Raw genomic sequence first — 16,241 nt, 5'->3', positions numbered from 1 at the left:
GTCGTCGGACGGCCTATCTGAATTGGAGTTGGGTATGAGTAAAACGATCATGATCGTGGACGATTCGGCGAGCGTGCGTCAGGTCGTTACGATCGCCTTGAAGGGTGCAGGCTACGACGTGGTGGATGCCTGCGATGGTAAAGACGCACTCACCAAACTCGATGGACGCAAGATTCATCTCATTATCAGCGACGTCAACATGCCCAACATGGACGGCATCACCTTCGTCAAACAGGTCAAGGCCCACCCTTCGTATAAATTCACGCCCGTCATCATGTTGACCACCGAGTCGGCCACAGACAAGAAGCAGCGCGGCCAGGAGGCCGGAGCCAAGGCTTGGATCGTCAAGCCGTTCCAGCCTCAGCAGATGCTCGGGGCCGTGTCCAAACTGGTGCTGCCGTAAGGCGGGAGTCCGTCATGAGCGAGACCGAAAGCCATCCCGCGTTGGCGCTCGAAGGCGAGCTCAACATCTATGGTGCCGCCGAGAACAAGCTGCGCATCCTCGAATTCCTCAGCCGGGCCAAGGAGGCCCCCGCGCTCGATCTGTCCGGTGTGACCGAAGTCGATACTGCCGGCTTGCAGCTGCTGATCCTGGCGCAGCGGGAGGCGGAGAGCATGGGTACGTCGCTGCGTCTGCTCGATCCGAGCGCTTCGGTGCTGGACGTCTTGCAGCTCTGCAACCTGACGACCCGATTCGATGTTTCCGGCGCTCTGGAATGCAACCCCTGAGGAGCGAGACATGAACCTGGACAACGCCCAGCAAACCTTCATCGAAGAGAGTCGGGAACTGCTGGCGGCGATGGAAGATGCGCTCCTGACCCTGGAGACGACCCCCAGCGACGCGGACGCCATCAACGCCGTGTTTCGCGCCATGCATACCATCAAGGGTGCGGCGGGTCTCTTCGGGCTCGACCACATCGTCGGTTTCACCCATGTCGCCGAGAGCCTGATGGACCGGGTCCGGGACGGCGAGATCGCGGTGGACGACACGCTGATCGCGCTCTTGCTCGGCTGCCGGGACCATATCTCCAGCATGATGGACGCCGTGGATGCGGGCGAGGAATCGACGAGCGAGGACATGCTGACGACGGGCATGGGGCTGGTCGCCAGTCTTGAAGTCTATCTGGGCCATCCGTCCGAGGACGGTGACGCCACCGAGTCGCCCTCTGCTCCATCCGGATCCCATACGCCCGCACCGACGACCGATGCCACCGGGGTTGAAAACGTCACCTGGCACGTCTCGGTGCGCTTCGATCAAGAGCTGCTGCGCAACGGTTTCGACCCGCTCTCCTTCGTGCGCTATCTGGGCACGCTCGGCGATCTGGTCCATGTCGAGGTGATCGCCGACGCGATGCCCTCGGGCGAAGAGATGGATGCCGAGGCCTGCTATCTGGGCTTCGAGATGCGTCTCGCCGGCGATCTGACGAAAGGGGACATTGAGGACGCATTCGAGTTCGTCCAGTCCGACTGCACCCTGAGAATTCTGCCCCCCAATAGCCAGCTCGGCGCCTATCTCGATCTGATCCAGGACCTTCCAGAGGACACGGTGCGTCTGGGCGAGATCCTGGTTGCCTGCGGGACCCTCACCGAGCGCGAACTCGAAGAGGGGTTGCGTATCCAGGCCGGCGGCGCGGGGGCGTCCGAGGAGATGTCCGATGACCAGCCGATTCAGCCGCTCGGCGAGATCCTGGTCGAGCGCGAGGTCGTCCAGCAGGAACTGGTGGACGCGGCCCTGGATAAGCAGCGCCGCACGCGCGATGCCAAGACCCGCGAGGCGCGGGTGATCCGCGTCGATGCCGCCAAGCTCGACGAACTCATCAATCTGGTCGGCGAACTGGTCATTGCCGGCTCGGCGGCTGAGACCCTGGCGCGGCGTAGCCGCAACCGCACACTGGTCGAGGCCAACACCACCATCGGTGGTCTCGTCGAGTCGATCCGCGACAGCGCCTTGCGGCTGCGCATGGTCGAGATCGGCGAGACCTTCAACCGCTTTCGCCGCGTGGTGCGCGACGTCTCCCAGGAACTGGGCAAGGACATCGACCTGGTCATCACCGGGGCCGAGACCGAGCTCGACAAATCCGTCGTGGAGAAGATCGGCGATCCGCTCATGCATCTGGTGCGCAACGCCATGGACCATGGGCTCGAATCGACCGAGCGCCGTATCAAGGCGGGCAAGCCGGCCAAGGGGACTCTGAGGCTCAACGCCTATCACGAATCCGGCAGCATCGTCATCGAGATCGCCGACGATGGCGGCGGTCTCGATCGCGCCCGCATCCTGGCCAAGGCGCAGGAGCGCGGGCTGGTCCAGCCCGGACAGTCGCTCAACGACCATGAGATCGACAACCTGATCTTCGAGCCCGGCTTTTCCACCGCCGAGCAGGTGACCAACCTGTCCGGGCGCGGGGTCGGCATGGACGTGGTTCGGCGCAACATCGATGCGCTGCGCGGCATCATCAGTCTCGACAGCAATCCCGGGCAGGGCACGCGCGTGACCATCCGCCTGCCGCTGACGCTCGCCATCATCGACGGCTTCCTGGTCGGGGTGGGCGAGGGGGCCTACATCATTCCGCTCGACTGCGTGGTCGAGTGCATGAAATGCGACCCGGCCGAAACTCGGTGCCAGGACTACATCAATCTGCGCGGACAGGTGCTGCCCTTCCTGCGTCTGCGCGATCTCTTCGGTATCGAGGGCAGTCCGCCCCGTCGTCAGAACATCGTCGTCATTCAATACGCCGGACAGCGCGTGGGGCTGGTCGTGGACCATCTGCTGGGCGAGTTCCAGACCGTGATCAAGCCCCTGGGGCGGCTGCTCGACCATCTGCGGGGGTTGTTCGGCGGCTCCACCATTCTCGGCGGCGGCGAGGTGGCGATGATCCTGGACGTCCAGGAGCTCATCCGCATCGCCGTCCAGCGTGATGCCGGCGCCCATGCAGAGACTGCAGCCAGCAATCAGACCGATCTCGTGTGATCTCCATCAGTAAGGCCAGGTGACACCATGGAACACCGTTCGACCAGCAATTCCAGTTCTCCCCAGCTCCATGCCAGGGCAAGGCGTTTCGATATGCGCATTGGAACGCGGCTCTATCTGTTGATCGCTAGCGCCTTGGTCGTGCTCATCGTTCTGACGGGGGTCTCTCTGGACATCCTGCGGTCGTCCATCCTCCATGAAAAGGAGGACAAGCTACAGAATCTGGTCGAGCTGGGTGTCAGTTCGCTCGAGTATTACGAGCGTCAGGTCCAGAACGGCAGCCTGACGCCCGAGGCCGCCCGAGCCGCCGCCAAGCAAACCTTCTCGGCCATGCGTTATGAGGGAGACAACTATCTTTTCGTGCTGGATACGAACTATCGGATGCTGGTTCAGCCGGTCAAGCCGGAGCTGGAGGGCTCCGATGTCTCCGAGGTGAAGGACAGCAATGGCGTGGCTGTTCTGCGAGAGCTGGTCGATATCGCCAAATCCGGCGAGTGGGTGTTTCTGGATTACCTCTGGCCCAAGCCGGGGCATTCCGAACCCGCCGCCAAGCTGTCCACCGCGCACCTGTATGCCCCTTGGGGCTGGGTGGTCGGGACGGGTACCTATATCGACGATGTGAACGAGAGATTCTGGGACGTGGCATTGGTGCTCTGCTCGATCGCGGGCGTCGCCACCCTGCTGCTCCTCGCCTTCGCCCTGGTCATCGCACGCTCCATCGCGCGGCCCATCGGGCGCGCGGTCGAGGCCGCCGACCAGCTCGCCGCAGGCGATCTCAGCATGCACATCGAGTCGACCAGTCGTGACGAAACCGGACAGCTTCTGCGTGCGGTCGGCAAGGTTCAGGACAGTCTGCGTGCAATGTCGGCCGATACGCGCCGTTTGATCAGGGAGACCGAGCTCGGTCGTCTGTCCGAGCGTGCCGATGCCAGTCAGCATGCGGGCGAATACCGCCAGATCGTGGAGGGCATCAATACCACCTTGGATCGTCTGGTCGGTTTCCTCGACCTGATGCCGGCACCGGCCATGATCTTGGACCCGGATTTCAACATCCAGTACATCAACGAGCTTGGTGCCAAGATGGGAGGCAAGGCCTCTGCCGCCCAGTTGAAGGGCACCAAATGCTACGACCAGTTCAAGACCGGTGACTGTCAGTCGGCCAAATGCGCCAGTGCCTGCGCCATGAGTAACGGACGGACCGCATCGAGCGAGACCGACGCCCATCCCGGCGGCAGCGACATGGATATCGCCTATTCCAGTTTCCCCTTGGTCGACCGTGAAGGCACCGTGGTCGGTGCCTTCGAGTTCATCGTCGATCAGACCCAGATCAAGCACAACGAGCGGGTGGCGAGAAAGGTCTCCGACTATCAGAAGACAGAGACGCACAAGCTGGTCGCGGGGCTGACGAAGCTTGCCGAGGGCGATGTCGACTTCCAGATCCTGACCGATGCGGCCGATGCCGACACCCAGGAGGTCAAGGTGACCTTCGACGCCATCTCCAGCGCCGTCAATACCAGTATCGAGGCGATCAAGTCCGTGATCGCGGACACCCGCAACCTCTCGGAAGCGGCCCTGGAAGGCCGGCTCGATGAGCGCGCCGATGCCTCGCACCATCGCGGCGATTTCCGCCGTATCGTCGAGGGCATCAACGCGACCCTGGACGCGGTGATCGGTCCGGTGAACGAGGTGATGCGCATCCTCGCCCTGATTGAGAACGGCGAGCTCTCGGAGACCATCCAGACTCCCTACAAGGGTCGTCTGGAGGAGCTGCGCGGCACCGTCAACAACACGGTCGAGAAGCTGGCCCAGACCATGCGCGACGTGCGCAGCACCGCCGACGACCTGACCTCGGCCGCCGAGCAGGTGAGCATGACCGCGCAGTCGCTCTCGCAGGGCGCGACCGAGCAGGCGGCGAGCGTGGAACAGACCTCGGCCTCGATCGAGCAGATGTCGGCCTCAGTGGCGCAGAACACCGAGAACGCGACCGTCACCGACGGTATGGCGGCCAAGGCGGCCAAGGATGCGGGCGAGGGCGGTATTGCGGTGCGCGAGACGGTGGCGGCGATGAAACAGATCGCGCAGAAGATCGGAATCATCGACGACATCGCCTACCAGACCAACCTGCTGGCGCTCAACGCGGCGATCGAGGCAGCGCGCGCCGGCGAGCATGGCAAGGGTTTCGCGGTGGTGGCGGCGGAGGTGCGCAAGCTGGCCGAGCGTAGTCAGGAGGCGGCGCAGGAGATCGGCGAGGTGGCCAGCTCGAGCGTGGATCTGGCCGAGAAGGCGGGGCGCTTGCTCGACGAGATCGTGCCGGCCATCGCCAAGACCTCGGATCTGGTGCAGGAGATCTCGGCGGCATCGAGCGAGCAGTCGAGCGGCGTGGGCCAGATCAACTCGGCGATGGATCAGCTCAACCAGACCACGCAGCAGAGCGCCTCAGCCTCCGAGGAACTGGCGGCGACGGCTGAGGAGATGAGCGGTCAGGCCGAGCAGCTGCAACAGATGATGAGTTTCTTCAAGACCGGTGGCGAGTCGGCTCGACCGGCTGTCTCGACTCAAAGGAGCGCGCGCGAGCCTCAGACCCTTTCCGCCCCCAAGGGCCAGCGGCTGTCGGCCAGCCCGGTGCTGGACTCCGATTTCGTCAGTTTCTGATTCAAGCGCGATTGACACGCAGAGGGTCATTTCCGGATATGAAGTGACCCATCGATCGGCATGGATCGGTTGGGGGGGAAGCGGGAGCGAGCCCCAGCGGCAGCGATTCCTTTGGTATCGCAGGGTGATACCTTTTTCAACGGAGAACGACATGTTGTCGAACATCAAAATCGGCGCACGTCTGGCCTTGGGTTTCGGTCTTGTCATTGCGCTGATGCTTGGGACGCTCGCCATGAACGTCTTTCAGTTACGCAGCATCCAGAACGTCTCGCACGAGGTGGTCGACGAGGCATGGCCGAATGCGGACGTAGCCAACCAGATCATCGTTAACATCAGTGACAACGCCAAGACGGCCTTATCCCTGATGTTCATGAGCGATACGCAGCGGATGAAAAAGACGGTTGCGGAGATGAGCGAGACATCCAAGGCGCTCACGGGGCTCTACGGGCAGCTGGAGCAGAGCCTGACGACGCCGGAAGGCCAGGTGTTGCTGGCCGACATTCTCAAGGCGCGCAAGGCCTATGTGGGGAGTCGCAAGAATGCGATCGCGCTGGCGTTGGAGTCGAGGATGGAGGAGGCGCGAAACCTCATGATTCAGGAGACGTTGCCGCTGCACCGTGCCTATGTCGCTGCCGTCCATACCCTGATCGATCTGGCTGGGCGAGAGGTGGATGAATCTGGGCGTCGCACTGTGCAGATCATCAAAAATGCCACGACTCTGTCTGTTTCGCTCGGGTCGGCCATGCTGCTGATTGCGATTCTGGTGGGAGTGGCGCTCACGCGCAGCATCGTTCGTCCGCTCGGCAGGGCAGTTACCACGGTGGATCAGATCGCCGCCGGCGATCTGTCGGTCGAACTCCAGTCGCGTTCGCGCGATGAGGTCGGACAGCTGATGCGCTCGGTCGGGGCTATGCAGGCCACGCTGCAGACCCTGATCGCCGAGATGAATCGAATGTCCGGCGAGCACGATAAGGGGGACATCGACGTCAAGATCGACGAAACCCTCTTCAAGGGCGACTTCCAGGCCATGGCAGCAGGCGTCAACGACATGGTTTTCGGCCATATCGCGGTGAATAAGAAGGCCATCGCCTGTGTCACCGAGTTCGGCGAAGGCAACATGGATGCGGAGCTGGAGCCGTTTGCGGGCAAGAGGGTCTTCATCAACGAGACCATCGAGCAGGTGCGCGGGAACTTCAAGGCGCTCATCGCCGATGTCACCCTATTGAGCGAGTCGGCGGTGGAAGGGCGTTTGGATGTCCGTGCCGACGCGAGCCATCACCGAGGCGACTTCCGGCGCATCGTCGCAGGGATCAACGCGACCCTGGATGCGGTGATCGGGCCGGTGAACGAGGTGATGCGCATCCTCGCACTGATGGAGGCGGGACAGCTGTCGGAGACGATCGAGACGCCCTACAAGGGCCGCCTGGAAGAGCTGCGCGCGACCTTGAACAACACGGTGGCCAAATTGGCGAAGACGATGCGCGACGTGCGTGTCACCGCCGACGATCTGGCCTCGGCGTCCGAGCAGGTGAGCATGACGGCGCAGTCGCTCTCGCAGGGCGCGACCGAGCAGGCGGCGAGCGTCGAGGAGACCTCGGCCGCCTTGGAGCAGATGTCGGCCTCGGTGGCGCAGAACACCGAGAACGCCACCATGACCGACGGTATGGCGGCCAAGGCCTCGAAGGAAGCGACCGAGGGCGGCGCGGCAGTGAAGGAGACGGTGGCGGCGATGAAACAGATCGCCCAGAAGATCGGGATCATTGACGACATCGCCTACCAGACCAATCTATTGGCGCTCAACGCAGCGATCGAGGCGGCGCGCGCCGGCGAACACGGCAAGGGCTTTGCCGTGGTGGCGGCGGAGGTGCGTAAGCTGGCCGAACGCAGTCAGGAGGCGGCTCAGGAGATCGGCGAGGTGGCCGGTTCCAGCGTGGAACTGGCTGAGCGCGCTGGACGCCTGCTCGACGAGATCGTTCCGGCCATCACTAAGACCTCGGATCTGGTTCAGGAGATCTCGGCGGCGTCGAGCGAGCAGTCGAGCGGCGTGGGCCAGATCAATGGTGCGGTCTCGCAACTCAGTCAGGCGACGCAGCAGAACGCCTCGGCCTCCGAGGAGCTGGCGGCGACGTCCGAGGAGATGAGCGGTCAGGCCGAGCAACTCCAACGGATGATGAATTTCTTCAAAACCGGCGATTCGGCTTCGCAGTCGTCGGCGACGCCCTCAGCCGAGGCGACGTCCAAGCTGAAGGGCGTCTCCAAGCCCAGCGTCAAGCGACTGCCGGCCGGTCCGTCGGCGGACTCCGAATTCGTCAGTTTTTGAGGGTGTGGCAATCATGACAGTCAAAGACTCGCATCAGCTTCAGTCCGCGTCGGCCGATACGGACGACGAAGGCACTAACCAGTATCTGACCTTCAGCGTGGCGGAACAGATGTTTGGTATCGGCATTCTGGCGATCAAGGAGATCATCCAGTACGGCGCGGTCTCCAGCGTGCCGATGATGCCGGATTTCATCCGGGGGGTGATCAACCTGCGCGGCGCGGTCGTGCCGGTCGTGGACCTCTCGGCCCGTTTCCACCGCCGCCAGGCCGAGGCCGGGCGACGCAGCTGCATCGTCATCGTCGAAATGTGCGAGGAGGGCAGCATTCAGGATGTCGGCATTCTGGTCGACAGCGTCTCGGCCGTGCTGGAGATCACGCCGGATGAGATCGAGCCGCCGCCGGCCTTCGGCGCGGGCATCAAGAGCGATTTCATTCGCGGCATGGGCAAGGTGGACGGACGCTTCGTCATTCTGCTCGATATCTCCCGCGTCCTGGGCACCGAGGGTCTCATCGAATTGGTGGCGCCGGTTGTCGCCGCCGCGTCCAACAAGACGGTGTCATCGGGCTGAGGGGCTTTCGGGTCTGCGTCCGTGTTTGTCAGGGATTGAGGTGTGCCAATGGCCCTTCCGAGCATCTGATGCGGATTGCTGGTCGCGGCAAGTCTTCACTGCCTACCTGGTTGATGATTTCGGTATACAGGGGATCTATCCAAATGAAGCTCACCGTCGTCAAAAAGATGACTTTGCTTGTGTGCACGGCGCTGCTCGGCATCGGGCTGCTCGCCTTGCTCAACCACCAGCAGATGGGCAAAGTCTATGAGGCTGCCAATTACAGCACCGTCAATTCGGTTCCCAGCCTGGTGGCCCTGGACGAGTTGCGCGCTCATTTCTCCAGTCTGCGGATTGGTATCTATCGCCATCTCGTTTCTGTCGATTCGGCCACAAAGGAGGCGATCAAGCGCGAGATCGATGAGGATCGGGCGGAGGTCGAGAAGGCCGCGCAGATTTACCGGAGGCTTGTCTCCGATGAGACAGACAAGAGCTTTTTCGACCAGGAGATCGCGCTGTACGAACAATACGTCGCCGGACTCGATGCACTGCTGATGCGCTCAAGCGTCAATGGCACCGAGGTGGTCCAAGATCTGGCACAGGATAGTCGCGCGATCGCCAGACAGTTCGAGGCTTTGCTCGACGAGCATTTTGCCTACAACGTCGATCTGGCGAAGAAGGCCGCAGCGCTGTCCGAGACGATCCGCGATGGCGCCTTCACCCTGTCGCTGACGGTCTTCGGTTTGACCCTGGTTGTGGTCGCCCTCCTTGGGTTCGTCATCACGCGTGGTTTGCTCAAGCAATTGGGAGGCGAGCCCGATTTCGCTGCCGGGGTCGCCAATCGGATCGCGGTTGGCGACTTGAGTTCGAGGATCGATCTCCGCTCGGGCGATGACTCCAGTCTGATGGCGGCCATGAAGACGATGTCCGAGTCCATCCAGCGACTTATCGACGAGATACATCACATGGCGTCCGAGCACGACCAGGGCGACATCGACGTGCGCATCGACGAGGGCCGTTTCCAGGGCGATTTCCGCTTGATGGCCAAGGGGGTCAACGACATGGTCGCCGGCCATATCGCGGTCAAGAAGAAGGCGATGGCCTGTGTGAAATCGTTCGGCGAAGGCGACATGGATGCCGAGCTGGAACTCTTCCCGGGCAAGAAGCGCTTCATCAACGACACCATCGAACAGGTGCGGGGCAATATCAAAGGCTTTATCACCGAGATGAAGCATATGGCGTCCGAGCATGATCTCGGCGATATCGACGTGCGCATGGACGAGGGCCGTTTCCAGGGCGATTTCCAGGTGATGGCCAAGGGGGTCAACGACATGGTCGGCGGCCATATCGCGGTCAAGAAGAAGGCGATGGCCTGTGTGAAATCGTTCGGCGAAGGCGGCATGGATGCCGAGCTGGAACTCTTCCCGGGCAAGAAGCGCTTCATCAACGACACCATCGAACAGGTGCGGGGCAATATCAAAGGCTTTATCACCGAGATGAAGCATATGGCGTCCGAGCACGATCTCGGCGATATCGACGTGCGCATGGACGAGGGTCGTTTCCAGGGCGATTTCCAGGTGATGGCCAAGGGGGTCAACGATATGGTCGCCGGCCATATCGCGGTCAAGAAGAAGGCGATGGCCTGTGTGAAGTCGTTCGGCGAAGGCGACATGGATGCCGAGCTGGAGCGTTTCCCCGGCAAGAAGCGCTTTATCAACGACACCATCGAACAGGTTCGCGGCAATATCAAGGCGCTGATCGAGGATACCGATACCCTCGCCGAGGCCGCGCTGGCGGGTCGGCTCGATGTGCGCGCCGACGCGGCGCGTCACAGAGGCGATTTCCGTCGCATCGTCGAGGGGATCAACGCGACGCTGGACGCGGTCATCGGTCCGGTCGACGAGGTGATGCGCGTGCTCGCCTTGATGGAACGGGGCGATCTCTCCAAACGGATCGAGACGCGCTACCAGGGACGCCTTGAGGAGCTGCGTGAGACGGTCAACAACACGGTCGAGAAACTGGCGCAGACCATTCTTGAGGTGCGCGTGAGCGCCGATGAGCTGACGAACGCGTCTGATCAGGTGAGCATGACCGCTCAGTCGCTTTCACAGGGCGCGACCGAGCAGGCGGCGAGTGTGGAAGAGACCTCGGCCTCGATGGAGCAGATGTCGGCCTCGGTGGCGCAGAACACCGAAAATGCCACCGTGACCGACGGCATGGCGGCCAAGGCGGCGAAGGAAGCGACCGAGGGCGGCGCGGCGGTGAAGGAGACGGTGGCGGCGATGAAACAGATCGCCCAGAAGATCGGGATCATCGACGACATCGCCTATCAGACCAACCTGCTGGCGCTCAACGCGGCGATCGAGGCGGCACGCGCCGGGGAACACGGCAAGGGCTTCGCAGTGGTGGCGACCGAGGTGCGCAAGCTGGCCGAACGCAGTCAGGAGGCGGCTCAGGAGATCGGCGAGGTGGCCAGTTCCAGCGTGGAACTGGCCGAGCGCGCCGGACGTCTGCTCGACGAGATTGTGCCGGCCATCGCCAAGACCTCGGATCTGGTGCAGGAGATCGCGGCGGCGTCGAGCGAGCAGTCGAGCGGTGTGGGTCAGATCAACTCGGCAATGGGTCAGCTCAACCAAACCACGCAGCAGAATGCCTCGGCCTCCGAGGAGCTGGCGGCGACGGCCGAGGAGATGAGTGGTCAGGCCGAGCAGCTCCAGCAGATGATGAACTTCTTCAAGACCGCAACGGACGTGGATAGGATCCATGCCCCCGATGCGCGGCCGAAGTTGGTGTCCAAGGCGGGCGATAAGGTGATGCCCTTGGCGGACATGACGTTTCCGCCATCCTCGGACTCGGATTTCGTCGCCTTTTAGCCTCCTGCCCGGGAGTCGACTGGGGGTTCGGGTTACGAGCCACCCCCTGATGATGTAGCCACAGAGCTGCCTGTCCGTCGACCCTGTTGGGTCGGCTGGGCACGCGGCGCGCGAGAGTCGAGATGAGTGTGCAAGAGACACGATTGAGCGACCATGAGTTCGCCCAGTTCCGACAATTCATTCACGGAGTTGCCGGGATTAGCTTGGCCCCCGTGAAGAAGACCCTGGTCGCCGGTCGTCTGAGCAAGCGGCTGCGACATCATGGTCTGACGAGCTTTTCGGACTATTACCGACTCATCTCGTCCCAAAGCGATGAGCGTCAGATCGCAGTGGATCTGTTGACCACCAACGAGACCCATTTCTTTCGTGAGCCAAGGCACTTCGAGCTTCTGTGCGACAGGCTTCTAGCCGAGCATCCGCAGGGGCGTCCCTTTCGTGTCTGGAGTGCGGCCTGTTCCAGCGGCGAGGAGGTCTATACCCTGGCGATGGTGCTGGAGGAGTCGTTGGGGGCCTCGCCTTGGGAGGTGTTCGGATCCGACATCAGCACCAAGGTTCTGCAGCAGGCGGCGTCAGGGCTCTATTCGATGGATCGGGCCTCTGAGTTGTCCCCGGATCGGCTCAGACGTTATTGCCTCAAGGGCGTCGGAAGCCAGGAGGGGCGTTTCCTCGTCGCTCCGCAACTGCGCTCCAGGACCCGTTTCGCACAGGTCAATCTGACTGCTACCTTGCCGTCGACTCCGACCTTCGACGCTATCTTCCTGCGCAACGTCATGATCTATTTCCAGCCGGAAACCAAGCGGCAGGTGGTCCAGTCTCTCATGACACGGCTGCGCCCGGGCGGCTGGTTCGTCATCGGTCATTCCGAGAGTCTTAACGGATTGGCGTGCGATCTGGAAGGCATCGCGCCCGCCGTCTATCGAAAGGTTTGAGCGGGTTTCCGTCCATGCAAGAGATCTATGTCTATCCCTGCGAAATCTGGTTCGGTGGCGGAGAAACGCGCCTGCGAACCGTTTTGGGCTCCTGTGTCGCCGTGACGCTTTGGCACCCGAAACTGCGGATCGGAGGGCTCTGTCATTTCATGATTCCGCGTGCTCCCGCATCCATGCGTCCCGAGCGCGAGGGCTGTTACGCCGATTCGGCGATGGCCATGCTGCAGAGTCGGATCGCGGCGACCGGATGCGCTCCGAGCGAGTTCGAGGCCAAGCTCTTCGGCGGTGGAATCATGTCGACGTGCCGAGATGCAACGCTCGAACTTCAGCCCTATCAGGTCCAGGAGCGCAATATCGCGGCCGGCCGTGAACTGGCCAAGCTCTTCGGTCATCCGGTGGTCGCGGAGCATTTGGGCGGCCACGGTCACCGTCAGCTGGTTTTCGATGTCTCCACCGGTCTTGCCTGGCTCAAACATTCGCCCGTCGTCTGCGATGAGGGGTGTCGTCGTTGTAAAAAGGAGCAAATGGAATGAGCCCATCCGTCAAGGTCATGATCGTCGACGACTCGGCCACTGTGCGCCAGGTGTTGTCTGGACTGCTCAATGCCGAGCCCGATCTCACGGTGATCGCGACCGCCTCGGATCCGCTGTTCGCGCTGGAGAAGATGAAGCGCGATTGGCCGGACGTCATCGTTCTGGACGTGGAGATGCCCCGCATGGACGGCATCACCTTTATGAAGAAGCTGATGGCGGAGCATCCGACACCCGTCGTCATCTGTTCCTCGCTGACCGAGAAGGGCGCCCAGACGACCGTTCAGGCGTTGGCGGCGGGCGCCATGGATGTCATCACCAAGCCTCAGATGGGGCTGAAGGATTTCCTCTCCAGCGCAGCCAAGGACGTCGCCAATGCCGTGCGTGCGGCGGCGAAGGCCAACATGCGGCGCGTCGCGCCATCGCCATCGCCAGCGGCGGTGGCCCCCAAGTATTCGGCGGATGTCGTGCTTCCGGCCCCCGATCAGGCGATGCATCAGACGACCGAGAAGATCGTGGCAATCGGCACCTCGACCGGAGGCACCCAGGCGCTGGAGATCCTGTTGACGACGCTGCCCCGCACGACGCCCGGTCTGGTCATCGTTCAACATATGCCGGAGCGCTTCACCACGGCCTTCGCTCAGCGGCTCGACGGGCTCTGCCAGATGGAGGTGCGGGAGGCGCAGAACGGCGATCGGGTCATACAGGGGCGCGTCCTGATCGCTCCCGGCGGACGCCACATGGTACTCAAGCGTAACGGGGCCCAGTATCAGGTCAACGTCATGGACGGTCCGCCGGTGAGCCGGCATAAGCCGTCTGTCGATGTGCTGTTCCGGTCTGCCGCGCGTAGCGCGGGACGCAATGCGCTCGGAGTCATCATGACCGGGATGGGCGATGACGGTGCGCGCGGTCTCAAGGAGATGCACGATGCCGGCGCCATGTCGGTGGCGCAAGATGAGGCGAGCTGCGTCGTTTACGGGATGCCCAAGGAGGCGGTCAAGTTGGGGGCGGTCGATCGAAGCCTGCCGCTCGAAGAACTCTCCGGGGCCATCATGGCCTTTGCCAGCGGGCGCCGATAGTAGAAGGATAGAAGGGGGACAGAGGGATGTTTGCTGGACGAAGCCAGGGCGCGAGCCCGCAGATTTCCATGATGGTGTCCTCAATTCTGCTCGCCTGGCCGGCCTTGACCTGGTTGGCCATCACTGGGCTCACCGATCCGAGCATCGAGTTGGGCGTGACGCTCTACGGTGCCCTTCAGGCGCTGATGGTCTCGGTTGCCGCCGTCGCCACGATGCGGGTCGTGGTGGCTCCTTGTCTCTGGTTTCGGCGCTGCAGACATCCGCAACGGCGCCAGATGGTGCTTGGTATCCTCTTTGCCTCGATCTTGGCCCTAAGCGCGGCCGCCGATCTCTCCGGTTGGTTGCTGTTGGCCATGGCGGCTGCGGTCTTCGCGTTCTTCTACCTCACGCGTGGGCGGCGCACCGAGCGGGATCTGGTGCTGTTCGGGTTGGTCCTGTTGATCGCCTGCGGTCTGTTCTTCGTCGTCGCCGAGCGTGTTGCCGATCCCTATCTTCAGTTGGGCGGCGACAGCCTGGCATTGGCCGGACTCCTTTTTCTGTTGCGGCTGCTTGGTCGAGAAGATGCCGCGACAGGCTCTTCCTTCGTATCCAAGGTCGAAGGTCTCAAACACTTGATTGATGTTGTTCCGGTCGGGGTCGTCGTCATGGAGACGGATTCCAGGATTCGTTATACCAACCGTCAGTTTGCATCCATGATGGGATCGACGGATAGGCTTGAGGCTGTCGAACGCTTGTCGGATCTGGCTCCGGATGTGGTCTCTCGGGAGGTGCTGCTGAACGTGCTCGCCAACCTGACGGAGTCTGTCGACCTCGAATCCACGGGCACGACGGCGATCTCGCTGCGCAGGCTCGATGGCGTCGATGTGACCGCCGAGATAGCCTTCGGTTGCGCCAGGGTGGGCGATCGGGCAGCGGTTATCGCGATCGTTCGGGACACATTGGAACTTAGCCAGCAGGATTATCTGCTGCACATGATGGCGACCACGGACGATCTGACGGGTCTTCCGAATCGCATGCAACTGTCCTTGATTCTGGACGATCCCTCATCCGGTGTGGCCCGGGGCGTGCCGGGTGCTTTGGTCCTGATCGATCTCGATCGTTTTCGCCAGGTCAACGAGACGCTCGGGCACGAGTTTGGCGATCTGCTGTTGGTGACCGTCTGTGCGCGTCTGATCGAGATTCTGCCGGCCGATACCCCGCTGGTGCGTTTCAGCGGCGATGTTTTGGTTGCGGTCCTGCTCGGTGCCGATCGAGGGGCCGTGGTCGCGTCTGCGGACCGAATTCTGCGGGCATTCGCCGAGCCCATTCTCATCAACGAATGGGAGCATTCACAGAGTCTGAGTCTGGGGATCGCGCTCATTCCCTCCGATGGTCAGGATGTGAGCCAGTTGGTGCGTAAGGCCGATCTGGCGCTCGGGTGGGCCAAGTCCTCGGGCGGCAATGCATACGCCTTCTACGATGGTCCCGTCGCGGAGCGGGCCCAGCGGCGGCATCGGTTGCAGAATCTGTTGCGACAGGCGCTCGCCGAGCGGGAATTGCATCTGCACTATCAACCCCGTGTCGATCTGCTGACCCGGCGCATCAGCGGCTGGGAGGCGCTGTTGCGCTGGGATAGTCCCCAAGAGGGGGCCGTCAGCCCAGGTGAATTCATTCCGGTGGCCGAAAAATGCGGGCTGATCCTGGAGATTGGCGATTGGGTTCTGCAGGAGGCCATGTCGCAGTATGCCCGCTGGATCGGCATGGGGCTGAACCCGGGAACGATGGCGGTGAATGTCTCTCCCCGCCAGCTGCGTCGGCCCGATTTTGCCAGACGTATCGCGGCGCTGATGGAGCGCTACGGTGTCGCCGCCGATCAGCTCGAACTGGAGATTACGGAGACGGCTCTGATGGAGGACGTTCCGGTCGCGACACGGGTACTGAACGAACTCAGTGGCATGGGTGTCAGCTTGTCGGTCGACGACTTCGGGACCGGCTATTCCTCGCTGGGTTATCTGCGGAGTTTTCCGCTCGACCGGCTCAAGATCGACCGAACGTTCGTGACCCAGCTTGGTAGCGACCGGCATCACGAGGCGATTGCGCAGGCCATCATCGTTCTGGCGCACTCCCTTGGTTTGACTGTGGTTGCCGAGGGCGTGGAGACGGAGTTGCAACTGCGCTATCTGGTTCTCAACGATTGCGAGGAGGTCCAGGGCTTTCTCTTCAGTCGCCCGCTTCCAGTGGCGGAATGCGAGCGGATCCTGAGGGATGATCGACCGCTCGGTGTCCGAGGGATCGCCGGGATCTGAGGCGCTGTTGCGCGCTATCGCGTCCTCCGAATGCGGCGCAATGGTCTTGAATCGTCCG

10 protein-coding genes and 2 pseudogenes are annotated in these 16,241 nt (G+C 62.4%); all 12 read left to right on the top strand.

Going from position 1 to position 16,241, the window contains the following annotated elements:
- Nucleotides 1-34: 34 nt before the first annotated feature.
- The 12 genes and pseudogenes from THIDRDRAFT_RS04760 to THIDRDRAFT_RS23575 all read left to right on the top strand — a co-directional run bounded on the left by THIDRDRAFT_RS04760 (nt 35) and on the right by THIDRDRAFT_RS23575 (nt 16,183).
- Complete coding sequence (locus THIDRDRAFT_RS04760) at nt 35-403, top strand: response regulator (protein WP_007039674.1); 369 nt, start codon at nt 35-37, stop codon at nt 401-403.
- 14 nt (nt 404-417) lie between these two features.
- On the top strand, nt 418-729 hold the full coding sequence (locus tag THIDRDRAFT_RS04755) for an STAS domain-containing protein (RefSeq protein ID WP_007039673.1): 312 nt from the start codon (nt 418-420) through the stop codon (nt 727-729).
- A 10-nt stretch (nt 730-739) separates the two neighbouring features.
- Complete coding sequence (locus tag THIDRDRAFT_RS04750; RefSeq protein WP_007039672.1) at nt 740-2,968, top strand: chemotaxis protein CheA; 2,229 nt, start codon at nt 740-742, stop codon at nt 2,966-2,968.
- Nucleotides 2,969-3,061: 93 nt separating this feature from the next.
- A complete protein-coding gene (locus THIDRDRAFT_RS04745; protein ID WP_245535781.1) occupies nt 3,062-5,620 on the top strand; it encodes a cache domain-containing protein in 2,559 nt (852 codons plus the stop codon).
- A 151-nt stretch (nt 5,621-5,771) separates the two neighbouring features.
- Complete coding sequence (locus THIDRDRAFT_RS04740; protein ID WP_007039670.1) at nt 5,772-7,940, top strand: methyl-accepting chemotaxis protein; 2,169 nt, start codon at nt 5,772-5,774, stop codon at nt 7,938-7,940.
- A 13-nt stretch (nt 7,941-7,953) separates the two neighbouring features.
- Nucleotides 7,954-8,508, top strand: a complete 555-nt coding sequence (locus THIDRDRAFT_RS04735) for a chemotaxis protein CheW (protein WP_007039669.1) — start codon at nt 7,954-7,956, stop codon at nt 8,506-8,508.
- A 68-nt stretch (nt 8,509-8,576) separates the two neighbouring features.
- Nucleotides 8,577-9,956 (top strand): annotated as a pseudogene (locus THIDRDRAFT_RS27280) (MCP four helix bundle domain-containing protein); the annotation flags it as partial.
- Nucleotides 9,957-10,118: 162 nt separating this feature from the next.
- Nucleotides 10,119-11,360 (top strand): annotated as a pseudogene (locus THIDRDRAFT_RS27275) (methyl-accepting chemotaxis protein); the annotation flags it as partial.
- Between the two features lie 122 nt (nt 11,361-11,482).
- Complete coding sequence (locus THIDRDRAFT_RS04725; RefSeq protein WP_007039667.1) at nt 11,483-12,289, top strand: CheR family methyltransferase; 807 nt, start codon at nt 11,483-11,485, stop codon at nt 12,287-12,289.
- 14 nt (nt 12,290-12,303) lie between these two features.
- Nucleotides 12,304-12,822: a chemotaxis protein CheD gene (locus THIDRDRAFT_RS04720; RefSeq protein WP_007039666.1), complete on the top strand. Its 519-nt coding sequence runs from the start codon at nt 12,304-12,306 to the stop codon at nt 12,820-12,822.
- Nucleotides 12,819-13,898, top strand: a complete 1,080-nt coding sequence (locus THIDRDRAFT_RS04715; RefSeq protein ID WP_007039665.1) for a protein-glutamate methylesterase/protein-glutamine glutaminase — start codon at nt 12,819-12,821, stop codon at nt 13,896-13,898. Before THIDRDRAFT_RS04720 ends, THIDRDRAFT_RS04715 begins: the two co-directional genes overlap by 4 nt.
- A gap of 68 nt (nt 13,899-13,966) precedes the next feature.
- Entirely contained in the window at nt 13,967-16,183 is a 2,217-nt protein-coding gene (locus THIDRDRAFT_RS23575) for a putative bifunctional diguanylate cyclase/phosphodiesterase (RefSeq protein WP_245535780.1), read from the top strand.
- Nucleotides 16,184-16,241: the final 58 nt, after the last annotated feature.

The sequence above is a fragment of the Thiorhodococcus drewsii AZ1 genome (genome assembly GCF_000224065.1).
GTDB lineage: Bacteria > Pseudomonadota > Gammaproteobacteria > Chromatiales > Chromatiaceae > Imhoffiella > Imhoffiella drewsii.
This window is presented reverse-complemented; position numbering and strand designations above follow the sequence as displayed.